13 protein-coding genes and 1 tRNA gene are annotated in these 13,398 nt (G+C 61.6%); 8 read left to right on the forward strand and 6 right to left on the reverse strand.

Annotated features, from left to right (window positions below):
• Positions 1–11 precede the first annotated feature (11 nt).
• The 7 genes from ACREB7_RS09800 to ACREB7_RS09830 all read left to right on the forward strand — a co-directional run bounded on the left by ACREB7_RS09800 (position 12) and on the right by ACREB7_RS09830 (position 4,291).
• Positions 12–1,205 (forward strand): GNAT family N-acetyltransferase, encoded by a 1,194-nt coding sequence (locus tag ACREB7_RS09800; protein WP_431592085.1) that lies wholly within the window; start codon positions 12–14, stop codon positions 1,203–1,205.
• A complete protein-coding gene (locus ACREB7_RS09805) occupies positions 1,202–2,068 on the forward strand; it encodes a cupin-like domain-containing protein (RefSeq protein WP_431592086.1) in 867 nt (288 codons plus the stop codon). The genes ACREB7_RS09800 and ACREB7_RS09805 overlap by 4 nt, the downstream gene beginning before the upstream one ends.
• 73 nt (positions 2,069–2,141) lie before the next feature.
• Positions 2,142–2,360, forward strand: a complete 219-nt coding sequence (gene infA / locus ACREB7_RS09810) for a translation initiation factor IF-1 (protein ID WP_431592087.1) — start codon at positions 2,142–2,144, stop codon at positions 2,358–2,360.
• 26 nt (positions 2,361–2,386) lie between these two features.
• Positions 2,387–2,959: a Maf family protein gene (locus ACREB7_RS09815; protein ID WP_431592088.1), complete on the forward strand. Its 573-nt coding sequence runs from the start codon at positions 2,387–2,389 to the stop codon at positions 2,957–2,959.
• Positions 2,952–3,935: a ribonuclease gene (locus ACREB7_RS09820; protein ID WP_431592089.1), complete on the forward strand. Its 984-nt coding sequence runs from the start codon at positions 2,952–2,954 to the stop codon at positions 3,933–3,935. Before ACREB7_RS09815 ends, ACREB7_RS09820 begins: the two co-directional genes overlap by 8 nt.
• Entirely contained in the window at positions 3,925–4,119 is a 195-nt protein-coding gene (locus ACREB7_RS09825) for a DNA gyrase inhibitor YacG (protein WP_431592090.1), read from the forward strand. Before ACREB7_RS09820 ends, ACREB7_RS09825 begins: the two co-directional genes overlap by 11 nt.
• Positions 4,120–4,215: 96 nt before the next feature.
• A tRNA-Phe gene (locus ACREB7_RS09830) sits at positions 4,216–4,291 on the forward strand.
• Between the two features lie 213 nt (positions 4,292–4,504).
• Here ACREB7_RS09830 and ACREB7_RS09835 read toward each other — a convergent pair.
• Genes ACREB7_RS09835 through ACREB7_RS09845 form a run of 3 tightly spaced genes read right to left on the reverse strand, consistent with a single transcriptional unit; the run spans position 4,505 to position 6,756 of the window.
• Positions 4,505–6,079, reverse strand: a complete 1,575-nt coding sequence (locus ACREB7_RS09835) for a recombinase family protein (RefSeq protein ID WP_431592091.1) — start codon at positions 6,077–6,079, stop codon at positions 4,505–4,507.
• Positions 6,072–6,512 (reverse strand): DUF2924 domain-containing protein, encoded by a 441-nt coding sequence (locus ACREB7_RS09840; protein WP_431592092.1) that lies wholly within the window; start codon positions 6,510–6,512, stop codon positions 6,072–6,074. The genes ACREB7_RS09835 and ACREB7_RS09840 overlap by 8 nt, the downstream gene beginning before the upstream one ends.
• A 1-nt stretch (position 6,513) precedes the next feature.
• Positions 6,514–6,756: a DUF3489 domain-containing protein gene (locus ACREB7_RS09845; RefSeq protein WP_431592093.1), complete on the reverse strand. Its 243-nt coding sequence runs from the start codon at positions 6,754–6,756 to the stop codon at positions 6,514–6,516.
• 199 nt (positions 6,757–6,955) lie between these two features.
• Between ACREB7_RS09845 and ACREB7_RS09850 the strand changes: the two genes are divergently transcribed.
• Positions 6,956–8,284: a zinc ribbon domain-containing protein gene (locus ACREB7_RS09850; protein ID WP_431592094.1), complete on the forward strand. Its 1,329-nt coding sequence runs from the start codon at positions 6,956–6,958 to the stop codon at positions 8,282–8,284.
• Positions 8,285–8,509: 225 nt separating this feature from the next.
• On the opposite strand, the gene ACREB7_RS09855 is transcribed toward ACREB7_RS09850, so the two are convergent.
• The 3 genes from ACREB7_RS09855 to ACREB7_RS09865 form a co-directional block, all read right to left on the reverse strand.
• Positions 8,510–10,087, reverse strand: a complete 1,578-nt coding sequence (locus ACREB7_RS09855; protein WP_431592095.1) for a M23 family metallopeptidase — start codon at positions 10,085–10,087, stop codon at positions 8,510–8,512.
• A gap of 33 nt (positions 10,088–10,120) precedes the next feature.
• Complete coding sequence (locus ACREB7_RS09860) at positions 10,121–10,813, reverse strand: hypothetical protein (protein WP_431592096.1); 693 nt, start codon at positions 10,811–10,813, stop codon at positions 10,121–10,123.
• Positions 10,814–11,563: 750 nt separating this feature from the next.
• Positions 11,564–13,123, reverse strand: a complete 1,560-nt coding sequence (locus ACREB7_RS09865) for a M23 family metallopeptidase (protein ID WP_431592097.1) — start codon at positions 13,121–13,123, stop codon at positions 11,564–11,566.
• Positions 13,124–13,398: the final 275 nt, after the last annotated feature.

Genomic DNA, 13,398 nt, shown 5'->3' on the forward strand with positions numbered 1-13,398 from the left:
GCCTCGCCGCAATGACGGTCCACCCCGCCTTTCCGGTCGACGGCACGCCCATGGCCGCCAGCGCCGCGCCGCTGACGGTGCGCGTCGTCGATCCGCTCGCGCTGTCGCCGCCGCTCGCTGCGGCGTGGGATGCCGTCGCGCAGGAGGCGAGCGAGCCGAACCCCTTTGCCGAACGCTGGTGCCTGCAATCGGCGCTGCACCTGCTCGATCCCGAACGGCAGACGCGGCTGGTGATGGTGCGGGACGGCGCCGACGGGCCGGTGATCGGGGTGATGCCGCTGGCCCCCGCGACCCATTATGGCCGCCTGCCGCTGCGCCATGTCACCGGCTGGTCGCATCCCAATCATTTTCTCGGGCTCCCGCTGGTGCGGGCGGGCTTCGAAAGCCTCTTCTGGTCGATCCTGCTCGGCTGGTGCGATGCCGCGCCCTGGGCAAGGACGCTGGTCCATGTGCCGCGCCTGACCGAGGGCGGACCGCTCCACCGCGCGCTGGTCGACGTCGCGCGGATACGCGGCGGCGAGGCCGAGACGGTGCACCGCGAAGAACGCGCGCTGCTCGAAAGCTCGCTGTCGCCCGAGGACTATTGGGACGGCGCGGTGCGCGCGAAAAAGCGCAAGGAGCATCGGCGGCAGGCGAACCGGCTGGCCGAACAGGGCGCGGTGGCCTTTCGCCGCTGGTCGGCGAGCGAACCCGTCGAACCCTGGATCGACGCTTTCCTCGATCTCGAAGCGCGCGGCTGGAAGGGCCGCGCCGGATCGGCGCTCGCCAGCCATGGCGAGACCGAGGCCTGGTTCCGCGCCATCCTTTCGGGTGCGGCGGCGGCGGGCAAGCTCGACATGCGCGCGCTCGACCTCGATGGCCGCCCGCTCGCGATGCTGGTCAACTTCCTCTGCCCGCCCGGCGGCTTTTCGTTCAAGACCGCGTTCGACGAGGATTTTGCGCGCTTCTCGCCCGGGGTGCTGCTCCAACAGGCCAATCTCGACTTGCTGGACGATGACCGCATCGCCTGGGTCGACAGTTGCGCCGCGCCGGGTCATCCGATGATCGACAGCGTGTGGCGCGAACGCCGCGCGCTGGTGTGGGTCAATGTGCCGCTCGGCGGAACCGGCGACCGCTGGCGCTTTTCGATGCTCAGCAAGGCGGAAAGGGCGTGGCGGCGCTGGAAGCGGCCCGAGCCCGCCGCCCCGTCCGAGGACCAGACATGACCGCGCACCAGCCCATCGACACCCGCGTTTTTCCGTCCGACACGCTCGCGGTGATGGAAAATCTCTATCCGCAACGGGCGGGCCTGCTGCACCACCGGCTGCCCGACCATCCGCTGCTGTCGCTCGACGCGCTGGCGGCGCTCGGCGAGAGCCTTCCCGCGAGCCAGGTCGAATATAACCCCGGCAATGTCCCGATCGGCATCTTGCCCGAGGACGTTCCCTCGAACGGCCTGTCGATCGGCGAGACGATCCGCACCATCGACAGCAATGGCAGCTGGGCGGTGCTCAAGAATATCGAGAGCGAGGGGCCGTATCGCGATCTGCTGATGACGCTGCTCGGCGAACTCGAACCCGTGGTGAGCCCGCGGACCGGCGCGATGCTGACGCCGCAGGGCTTCATCTTCATTTCCTCGCCGGGATCGATCACGCCGTTCCACTTCGACCCCGAGCATAATATCCTGCTGCAACTGCGCGGGACCAAGGTGATGAACGTCTGGCCGTCGGGCGACGAGCGTTTTGCGCATCGCCGCGAGCATGAACGCTACCACACCGGCGGCCATCGCAACCTGCCGTGGCAGGAAGGTTATGAGGGCGGCCAGCAAGCCGTGCCGCTCGCTCCCGGCGATGCGGTGCTGATGCCGGTGATGGCGCCGCATTATGTCGCCAATGGCGACGCGCCGTCGATCTCGCTGTCGATCACCTGGCGCAGCGAATGGAGCTATCGCGAGTCCGAGGCGCATGCCGCCAACGCGGCGCTGCGCCGCATGGGGCTCGACCCCGCCATGCCGCCGCGCTGGCCGAGCTATGCCTGGGCCAAAACCGTCGGCTGGCGGATCGCGCGCAAACTGCGGCTGGTTGCGTGACAGACGGCTTCCCATTGCGCGCTTTTGCCGCTATGGGCGCCCATCCCAATTTGTTCGAGACCCTTGAGGATTGATGGCCAAAGAAGAACTTCTGGAAATGCGCGGCCAGGTGGTCGAACTGCTTCCCAACGCGATGTTCCGCGTCAAACTGGAAAATGACCACGAGATTCTCGGTCACACCGCCGGCAAGATGCGCAAGAACCGCATCCGCGTGCTCGTCGGCGACGAAGTCCTCGTTGAAATCACCCCCTATGACCTGACCAAGGGTCGGATCACCTATCGCTTCAAGTGAGCGGCGCGGTGGATAGCCCCGCGCCCATGCCCGATCTGGTGCTGGCCTCGACGTCGCCGCGCCGGCTGGAACTGCTCGCGCGCATCGGCCTGACCCCGGCGCGCATCGCGGCCCCCGAAATCGATGAAACGCCGCTGAAAGGCGAACTCCCGCGCGCCTATGTCGCGCGGCTCGCGGAGGGGAAGGCGCTCGCGGTCGAACGCGCCGCGCACGAGGTGGTGCTGGCGGGCGACACCACGGTCGCGGTCGGACGCCGCATCCTCGAAAAGCCCGTCGACGAGGCCGACCTGCGCCGCATGCTCGGCCTGCTGTCGGGGCGGCGACATCATGTCTGGTCGGGGGTCTGCGTCGTCGGCATGGACGGCAAGCCGCGCGTCCGCGTCGCCGACACCATCGTCGCCTTCAAGGTGCTGAGCGCCGCCGAGATCGACTGGTATGTCGAATGCGGCGAAGGCATGGGCAAGGCGGGCGGCTATGCGATCCAGGGCCGCGCTGAGAGCTTTGTCCGCTTCCTCTCGGGCAGCCATTCGAACGTCGTCGGCCTGCCGCTGTTCGAAACGCGCAGCCTGCTCAGCAGCGCGGGCGTTCCGCTTGGCTGAGTGGCTCTATGAGGCCGGGATCGGCGAAGCGCGCGCCGCGTTGGTCGAGGATGGCCGGATCGTCGAGGCCCGGATTGAACGTGACGACGAAGGGCCGCCGGTCGGCACCGTCCAATTCGCGCGGCTGCTCGAAGCGGGAAAGCGACCGCTGGTCGTGCTCGACGCGCCGGGTGAGCCGGTCGTCTCGCTGGCCAAATTGCCGCCCGGCCTCTCGATCGGGTCGCGGCTGACGGTCGAAACCACCCGGACCGGATTGCTGGAGCGCGGCCGCGACAAGCTGGGACGGGTACGGATCGCCGATCCCGACGCCGAAGTCGGTCCGGGCCCCGATTTGCGCGCGCGCGTCGCCGCGACTGGCGTCAGAGTCGTCGACCTGTTCGGCCCCGGGCCGGACCGCCTCGAAGAGGCGGGCTGGTCCGAGGTCATCGCGCAGGTCCAACGCGGTCACTGGCGGTTCGACGGCGGCGCGCTGTGGGTCGACGCGACCCCGGCGATGGTGCTGATCGATATCGACGGCGACGGAGATCCGTTGGCGCTGGCGCGAGCCGGCGCCGCTGCGGCGGTCGGCGTGATTCGCTGCTGCGACATCGGCGGATCGATCGGCATCGATTTTCCGTCGCTGTCGGGACGCGCCGACCGGCACGCCATCGACGCGCTGATCGACGCGCTGTTGCCGCAGCCTTTCGAGCGTACGGCGGTCAACGGATTCGGGTTGATGCAGATCATCCGCCGCCGCGTGCGTCCGTCGCTGATCGAGCAGATTCGCCTCGATCCGGTTGCGACCGACGGGGCGTTGTTGCTGCGCCAGGCGGAACGCGCGCTGGGGACAGGGGTTTTGAAACTGACCGCGCGGCCTGCCGTCGTCGATCATATCGGCGGCCAGCCGCACTGGGTCGACATGCTGCAAAAGCGGACGGGCCGCCCGGTCGAACTCATCGCCGATGCCCAAGTCAAAGGATCGGGCCATGCCCAGTAAACCAGCCGCCCGGCCGCGTGCCTGTCCGCTATGCGGCCAGCCGCGCGCCGAGGAACATAAACCCTTTTGCAGCCGCGGCTGCCGCGACCGCGACCTGCTGAACTGGTTCGGCGAGGGCTATCGCGTGCCCGTCGACCAGCCCGCCGACGGCACCGCCGACGAGGATAGTTTCACCGACGAATAGGTGGCAAAAAACCTGCAACAAAGGTGCTGGACAGGACGCGGCACCCTGCCTATAGCCGCCGCTCGCCAGCGGGCCGGTCGGCTTCGCGAGGCCCGTGCCCGGGTAGCTCAGTTGGTAGAGCATGCGACTGAAAATCGCAGTGTCGGCGGTTCGAATCCGTCCCCGGGCACCACTTTTCTAAGTCTTTGGCTACGAGATTTGCAGTCAGTCTGATTGCGCCTGTCAATCCCGGAGTTCTGCGGGTATCCGGCGACGCCATTTCTAACGACCGTGCCGGGAGACGATTTCGACCTGCCGCATGACGCTCGTTCGACCGATATTCTCTGTGGGGGGTTTTGGCAGTCGGGCGATGCGATGCGCATCAGTTGCGCATCTGCGGGCGGTCTCAGCCGAACCCGAGCATCTCGCGCTGACGCTGCCATTCGATCGGAAGATTCGTAGCGCGCGCCAACCGCTGGCGGTTGAAGTGAGCCGGCTGGCGACCATCCAATATCGCTGTGACAATGTCGGGCGCGAGATACCCGATGCGGACCAGCACACCAAAATAGTCCTTCGTATATCCGTGGGCCGATGCAACCTCCGCGACCGATCGCTCGCCAGCGAGCGCGAGCGCTTCACGCGCCATGTGCGCTTTGACGACCAGCTTTATCAGCGCAGGGTCCCGCTGGGCCGTCCGCTGTTGATCTGGCGGGACCGCTATTCTTTTCTCGCGCCCGCGACTAACAAGTGCGGCTGGGATTGACGTAGACCTTGCTGCAATCGGGATCTCTGCCGAGAATGTTATGTCGATCCGATCGGGGCAAACGTCCACGCGTTCGACATAACGCGCGATGGCAGTCCTCCGCTCAAGTCCGTCGCCGGTAGATAGGGAGAGCAGCTGGGTCGGAACATCATCCTCGTCGAACAATCGGCAAAGCTGGGCGATCACGATCGCTTCCAAGTCTCCGGCGGGAACGCGCAGTGCCTTGCTTTGCCCGATCTCGGTCGCGCTGACATAATAGCGATATCTCTTGGTGCGCCGCGATGTGTGGCTGGGCGACATACGTCGTCCAAGATTATCCCAGACCTTGCCGACGAGGAGGCTCGGATCTTTTAGCCCCACGCCATCGGCGTTGTTGTTGCGGTTCTGCGCGAGGAGTGTCTGCACCGCCGCGAACAGTTCCGGTTCGATGATCGCCACATGCTCGCCGGGATAGGATTTGCCCTTGAAGTTCACCTCCCCGAGATAGGTCCGGTTCTTGAGCATCAGATATAACGCACCGCGACTAAATGCGGCGCCGCCGTAGGTCTTGCCGGTGCGGCTGACCCGAACCTTGCTGCGCACCCCTTGTGTATCAAGCTGACCCGCAAGGGCGCGAACAGAACCTAAGGCGAGATATTGCTCATAGATCATCTGCAGCTTGGCCGCGTCGTCAGGGACGATCACGAGCTTCCGGTCCTGCACCTCATATCCCAGCGGGACATTGCCACCCATCCACATCCCGCGGGCCTTCGAGGCAGCAATCTTGTCGCGGATGCGTTCGCCAGTCACCTCGCGCTCGAACTGGGCGAACGACAGCAGCACGTTCAACGTCAACCTCCCCATGCTCGTCGTCGTGTTAAACGCCTGCGTGATGCTGACGAATGATGCACCTTGCTGGTCCAGCACATCAACGATCCTCGCGAAGTCCGCGAGGCTGCGAGTGAGTCGATCGACCTTATATACGACGATAACATCGATCTTGCCCGCCCCGACGTCGGCGAGCAGATGCTGCAGACCCGGCCGATCTATATTGCCGCCGGAATAACCTCCATCATCATATAGGTCGGGAACCAGCACCCATCCTTCATGTCGCTGACTGGCAATATAGGCGGAGCAGGCCTCGCGCTGTGCATCGAGGCTGTTGAACGCCTGCTCCAGACCCTCTTCGGTCGATTTGCGGGTGTAGATGGCGCAGCGTACCGGCTTGCCGTCACGCATGGGTCGGTCCCTTCAACCCGAAGAAGCGCGGACCAGACCAGGCCGCGCCGGTGATCTCGCGGGCAATCGGGGTCAGCGAGCGATAGTGGCGATCCTGGAACTGGAACCCATCCTCAAGCACCAGGACGGTGTAGGGCTCGCCATGCCAGTGTCGCACCAGCCGGGTCCCCGGCTTGAGGCGGACCTCGCGCGCGATATCGAGCTCGCCGCCATTTTCCAGCTGCTGGGCTAAGCGGCTGAGCTGCCGGAGAGTTGCGGGTGTGAGGCCGCCGCTGATGCGTTCCTGCACACGCCATGCCAGTGCCCTGCTGGCGAGGTCGCGACCAAGCCCGGCTGGCATCGTGCGGCCCTTATGGGCCTTGCGCCATTCGGTGCGGAGCTGAGCCGGCGACATGGTCGCCAGCTCAGCCAGTTGATTATCAATGCCGATCATCTCAGCGCTCGATGCGCCAGCAGGTATCGCCGCTCGGGCGGCATTCTCGGATGAGTTTGAAGCCCTTCTTGCGCAGGCCGGTAAGGAAGGCGCGGGCGCTATGCGGCTGCCAGCTCGTCGTGTTCGTGATCTCGGGAAGGGTCGCCCCCTTATTCCGGCAAAGCAGCTTCTGCACTGTCGCGGCCTTGGTGGTCGCGGGGCGTGCAGCAGGCTCTTCGGCGGCCTGGGTCGTCTGGTCGGTCATGTTCAGTCTCCGGTGGGGCGCAGCCTTATGCCGGCCCCACCGGCTCAGGCTCCGGATCCTTGGGGATCGGAGCGAAGCGCGTTCGTGCAGGCGCCGTCGGACCAATGCTTGCGGTGCCTGAGAAGTCGAATGATTTAATCGCCGACGGAGCAAAAGCTGCGTCTGGACTTCTGTGCGTCACGAGAGCGTGTTCACACACATGGACCAAGAAACCTCAGATCTAATCACCCAGATCAGCACCCGCATCGGAATGATTATGGAAGACGCCAGCGTGATCGCCCTGACGTTGGGGCGTGTAGGCTCGGCACTCGGCACGCGGCTTCACATCTCAAGGAACTGCTTCGGCCGCTTTAGCTCCATGCTGACGGTAACAAATTCAAGACGTGCAATAAGATGGAGAATTTGCCAGATCGAAAGGCAGGCGAGCAATTTCGCGGATGGGGGGCGTGAATTGACCAAATATTGCGGGCAATGTGGTGCGGCGGTTCCGGCCACAAATCGTTTCTGTCAGAATTGCGGAGTGCCGCTCCCCTCGGTTGAGGAAAGCCCGACCTCCGCGTCCGTGGATCCTCCTGCGATTGCTCCTGCCGACATCTCGCAGGCATCCACTGCTTCTGCGCCCCTTGCGTTGCCGGCGGCAATGCTGGTCAATCCGGTCATCTTCTTTTTCGCTTATGCGCTATTGATGGTTCCAACCTACGTGCTGCCGTATTTTGGTTCGAACTCGGCCTTGCTGAACAGCGTGGGCGTAGCAGCGGGGGCGGGAGCTCTCCCGCAGTTCTGGCTCCATCTGATCTGCCTATATCTTTTGGCCGCTATCAGTTGGATCCGCGGCGGCGCCATCGGCAAAAACTGGCTACCGGTTCTTCCCGGCATAGCGGCGCTGTTTGATCTGATGCCGGGCCTCAACTGGGTTCCATTGGTGCCCACGGTGCTTCACGTCGCCACATTGATCCTGGGTGTGAAGGGCCAGGCGCAGAATCTGGGCGGCGCGATCCTCGCCCGTCGAGTATTGTTCACGCTGATTGGCCTCGGCGTTCTGGTGGTGCTGATGATTTATCAGGCAACCAATTTTGCAAGCGGCGGCGGATCGTCCGAGGAAATAGATCAGTCGTCCGACCTGTCTTCCGTCAATTCAGGGCCGAACGCCCAGCAGGCACCGGCTCTTCCTACACAGCCACCGCCCAATGTTCAATCGCAAGGCAAACTGCCCGATTATCTCACCGGTCGCTGGTCGACGAAAGAGAGCTGCAATGGGGTCGGCTCGGACCTGGAAATTTTGGTCACGCCCGACAAGATCCAATTCTACGAAGCCATCGGGCGCGTCCGATCAGTGACCCAAGAAGGTTCTGACTACCTCGTCACCCTAGACATGGAGGGTGAGGGGCAGCGCTATGTTTCAAGATTGAGGGTTATGCCGTCAGCCGATGGCCGGTCGTTTGAAACGTCCGACCCCGATCATCTCGACGTGCCGCCGACCATCTATTTCGAGAGCGCGCTGAACTGCGACCAGCTGATCGCAAATTGAATTAATCTCGAATTCAGAGCCGCGGATTGCCGTGATCGCCGTCTCAATCCACCTGTCAGACGAGCTCCGCGTCGATGGGCCGTACAGCATCTACACGTTCAGGTAGCAGTTTGTCGCAGCTAAATCGCGCAGCGCACCCCGAAGAATGATTCCCCTAACGAGGCCAGATACCGCCCTCTTGCGCCCGATCCATATTGACCGGCCCGACCGAATGTCCGCGTGGTTTTAGTCAAAATGCATCGCATCGCACGTAACAAATCTTGATGATACCCAGCCAGCGCCGCCTCGCTTCAAGAGGTCGGCCCGATACCAGGTCTCTCGATCCGGGGTCACCCGAACGTCCAAGAGAACGAACATCTCGCCATTAGGTAGGGATGCAACCTGCCGTCCCGCCGGTGTTGACCGTAGCGCCAGCGGGCTGCCTGCCACACGAACGGTACAGAGATAGCCATAGGAATCACCGTTTCCTTGCCACTCCTTAAACTCCTTGGGTGTCACGGGGGCTAATCGGGCTTGCTCGGCTGGCACCGAGTCAGGAACTTGCGCAACAGTTTGCGGCGGCGTTGAATCGCGCCACGTCGGCGGCAGCCGTGCTTCGGAACAGTGAGAATAGCGCAAGCCATCGCGTTCATACATGCTTTGGCTCAGAACAAGAAAATTGACGCGATAGGTTTTATTATCTTCCCATCCCTTTACGTCTGCGACGAAGGGCTGAGAGCCGTTTGGCTGAGCCGGGCCGACGGCACGAGGATAGGCGGGATGTTTACGGCCTCCCGAGAAGAACTGGCCATTCCACCATTCAAGAGTAGCGTTTGATGCCTGGGCGCAGCGCGTGGGAAACGCGACATAGGCACCGGTGCGTAGTCCGGGCATTTGCGTGGAAGGCGGAAGAGCGACCTTGGGCGTGTTCGCCTTTGGAACTGGCACGGTCTCAGCAATATTGTCAGGTCGAAGATTGCCTTCCCACACATAACCGAACGGCCCGAGGGGCGAATAAACTTCCATCGCCGCCAGCTCGACCTTCAGCCAACGTGACTTTCCGTCGTCCCCGTTTACCCAGCTTCCGTAAATGAGCGACCCCTCGCCGCGCGTTGCAAGAACTTGTGAACCGGCCGTCGAGGGCTGGCTGCGGACATTGGCTGCGGACGTTACCCAGGCACGTACATCCTCGATCTCTGCGCTTTCTAATTTGGGAATGATTAGCGCGTTCTTCCCAAATGTCGCGACCTTGGGATCCGCCCAGTCAGCCAGAAATTCTGCGGATTGCCGTTTATCCCCTTTTCCGTAGATGTTGAGCCAATCAGGGTGAAGACGGCTCGCAAAATGCCGCACCTCAAAATGCAAATGGCATCCGGTGGCAACGCCAGTCCGCCCGACCTTTCCGATCCGGTCTCCCCGCGCAACTTTGGTGCCGACAGCGAGATCTGTGCGCTCGTCCAACTTAGGCGCGCTTTGTAGGTGCAAATAAAGCGAGAAGGTGCGCTTGCCCACCGATGACCATGTGCCGTGGTCAATCATCACCATGTAGCCAAGGCTGTTAAAGTTTCGATCGGTGGAATCGGAGACAACGTCGATTACGGTACCCGCTTGCCAGGCGCTAATCGGGCTTCCGCAATCGCCGACGATATCCACGCCGGGGTGAGTCATGTTGCCCAGTGAAGGGTAGGTGCCGTGCTCGAACTTCCCAACTTGGCCGCCTTTCACGACCTCACTGGCAGTCAGCGGCCTTTGCTGCGCTTCTGCCGCATGAAACGAAATTCCGCAGGCGATGGCAAATGCTGCAACTCGGATAAAATTCTTCATCGCCACCCCCATCTTTTGGCGAGATAGATGTCATTAGTTCAGCAGTTCCCAGCCATTGTTGGTCAGGGTAAGCATCGCGCTGCCTTCGCCCTCCAATGGAAGTCGGTCGCTTCTGTAACTGCCAATTTTTGACCATGGATCACCTGGCAGCGCATCGATCACATTGCCCTTGTCATCCACCGTGTTCCAGCGGATCGTGACTTGTGTTGTGTTCTGGCCTTCGGCCGGGATCACAAAATTGACGATCTCAGCGACCTGACCCTTGCCTGCGCAGAACAAGGGATTCTTCCGTGCCGGACGATCGCGGAATTCCCTTTTTTCGCCGAGCTGATATAGCGCGCGTCCGCGCTCGGTAAGATCGTACCTCCGATACTGGACCGGCCCGCCCATCGTACCAGTTTGCTCGCCTTCCAATTTCGAGGCCAGCAGCCCTGCAGCTTCAAATTCCTGAAATCGTGGCGCAGTAACATTGTCAAACCCGCCAATGGCAACGGTCACCGGAAACGGTTCATTGGCTTTCAGGAAGTCGGCCATCTCCACTCTGGCGCCGTTGACATGCGCTTCCGCAAACAATGGCCCATCGCCAAAAAATTGAATGCAAGGATTCAGGCGCACTTCGTCGGCAATGATTTCAGAGATGCGATCTTCGGTAAGAGCATTGGGGTCGCCACACGAGCACAGCGAAAATATCAGTGCCGAAAACAACGCTGCGCGCTTGACCATCATCTTTGCCCCCTACCACGCGCCGCACGAAGGTCGCGATCAAACTCGCCAGAGCGCTTACTCTTGTCCGTTTGATTCGCTTGCGAAGCGCCCCCTTGCATCAGCATGAGGCCCGCTGACTAAGTTGGCAAGGCCCGCGCTCCTCGTCCGACGCAGTTGGCATTTCCTCTACTGCGATAGATTCTTTCTGAGACCTTGAGCCTTCCACAATTTCCCGTGAAGGCTAAAGGGGAGAGCATGGGAAATGCCGGAAAGGCCACGATCCAATACGCGGCTTTTTTGGAAATCTTCACCGAACATTTATCGCCGCGCTTCATACCAGCGCTAACCCGCCCCTCGCTGCGACCTAGAGGGGCGGGCCAATTTAGGGCGCGGCAGATCGGCCCTACATTCGGGCGATGTGTTATTCCGTCCTCATGCGCCGAGAACCAAAATGACAGGGCTAAGCTCTGGCATCTTGCGGCCCTCGTCACAGGAGCGGCCGTCGTCGCAGGAAAAGTCTCGGCCACTCGTCTCGCGACGAGCTAGGGAAGAGATGTGTCAATGCCATTTAGGCTCCCTAAGCTGACCAACCGGAACTGACGAGCCCAGACTGCGCGAGTCTCGCCATCCATGAAGCCCGAGGTGAACGATTGTCTGCGATCGATGAAGTGCTTCGGGGATACAACGATGTCGTGGCATACTCCATTCTCCGGTAGTTAGCCAAAGTCGTCTGGCATCCCACGAATGCGGCGTGGCGCCCGTTGAGGCATATCAAGGGGCTGAGCGAGGCGCCCAAAGCGTTTTGGGCTGGATCTTCGGGGCACTGTAGAGCGGGTCTATCCCGGGTCCATTCCAACCATATGGATCCACGATCAGGTAGCCGCCGTCCGAGCGATACAGCACTTCAAAATGCAAATGCGGCCCTAGGTTTACGGGTGCCGTATTGCCGGACAAGCCAATAGGATCTCCCTTCTCGACCGTCTGGCCTGGCACAACGCGTATCTCGCTCAAATGTCCGTATTGCGTCACATAGCCATTGCCGTGATCGATGCCGACGAACCCCCATTCGCGGCAGCTGTACCCCATGTTGGCGAGAATGCAGCCTTGCCCTCCGAGGACAGTCCCGCCCGCCGCAGCGCGAACTTCCGAACCGGACCCTGCGTGGAAATCATAGCCGGGATGTTCGTCATACGACACAAAGCCGGGTCCGCAGCCGCCATCATTGATCAGTTTGGAGAGATTCAAACCGTTGCTGGCCGTCGTTCCGAATGCACCAGAGACACAGGTTTCATCTCCAGGCTTCACGCGGCCGGAGAATTTGGATCCGTCGGCTGCAACGATTACCCGGTCAGCGCTTCCTTTTGCCTGGCTGCCATATTGCCAATATCCGTTGCCGCCCTGCTTCATCGAATGGTCAAGGATCGATGTCATCATGCCGTGCGTCCATGCTCCGGCATCGTAGCGAAGGCTGCAGGCCGCATCCGCGCAGTCCAACGGGAATATCAATTGGAACGCTGAATGTCCGTCCCCTGGACGCATCGGCGCAGAGAGGTGTGGTTTGGACCCAGGAGCAGCCGGTTTGGATCCGTTGCTTGGCGGCGGAGAAGATTTCGACGAGCCTCCCACCTCGAAGGATTTTTGAAATAGGGAATTGGACCGCTTCACGGCCTGGTATTGATAAATGTTGAGGTCATAGGTGCCAGCAGCAAGGCCTCGCAGCTTGATCGTCATCGAAGCGCAGCGGGGAATGTTGGCAACTCGAAGTGCTTTCGTTTCTGCATCGCGGTCGGAGACCCCGCGCGGCCGAACCTCAAGGATGAATGGGCTTAGCCTTGCCGGCCCGACAAGGTGCTTTACATCAACTTCGAACGGCACATTTCCTTGGACGTGTTGAGGCAGGCGCACGTCTACCGCTGGAGGTTTTACACTGAGCCGCCGCATGGAAACGGCAACCGGCCGGCCCGCAGAATCTTTTCGGGATTTGTCGATGAGGACGATGTCATATTCACCGGGCCAGACATCCTCGAGCCGATACTGAGCTCTCCTTTGCCGGCCGGTAAAGATGCTTGCACTTGCTTCAAGCTTAGCCTTGCCGATGCGAGACACGAAATCGCTGAAGGACTCCGTTACCCAAATCTCGTAATTCTGTCGGGGATCAAGGCCCGAAGGTACGACCGTCAAATTTACGGCGGGCGACGTGCCGACGCAGCTAGACTTGATCACCTCGCCTTCAGCAATTTGGAAGGAAGGGCTGGCCCACGCCGATCCACTGCTCAGGGCAATCCCAAACGCCGCCAAATATGCTATCGATCGATAGGTCTTACCGAACACAGCCATCCCCATACCGCGCGCCCCAATATTTGCCTCCAAGCCCGGCTACCACATATTTGGCGATCGTATCGACCGTCAAACGTCAGCGATTCCGAGCTTGATTATTGCTCCGATTAGAATCGGCAACCCAGCCCGAAGTGCAGCCGATCATTCTAATTGACGTGACCCCCTGGTTTCCACCAGCGGGGATTAGAGCCCAGCAGCTTTGTTGCGCATGAGCGCGGTGTAAGCAATGGCCTGCGCAGCGGAGCCCGTAGGGCGTAGTTGCGCAGGCC

Source organism: Sphingopyxis sp., assembly GCF_050725615.1.
GTDB lineage: Bacteria > Pseudomonadota > Alphaproteobacteria > Sphingomonadales > Sphingomonadaceae > Sphingopyxis.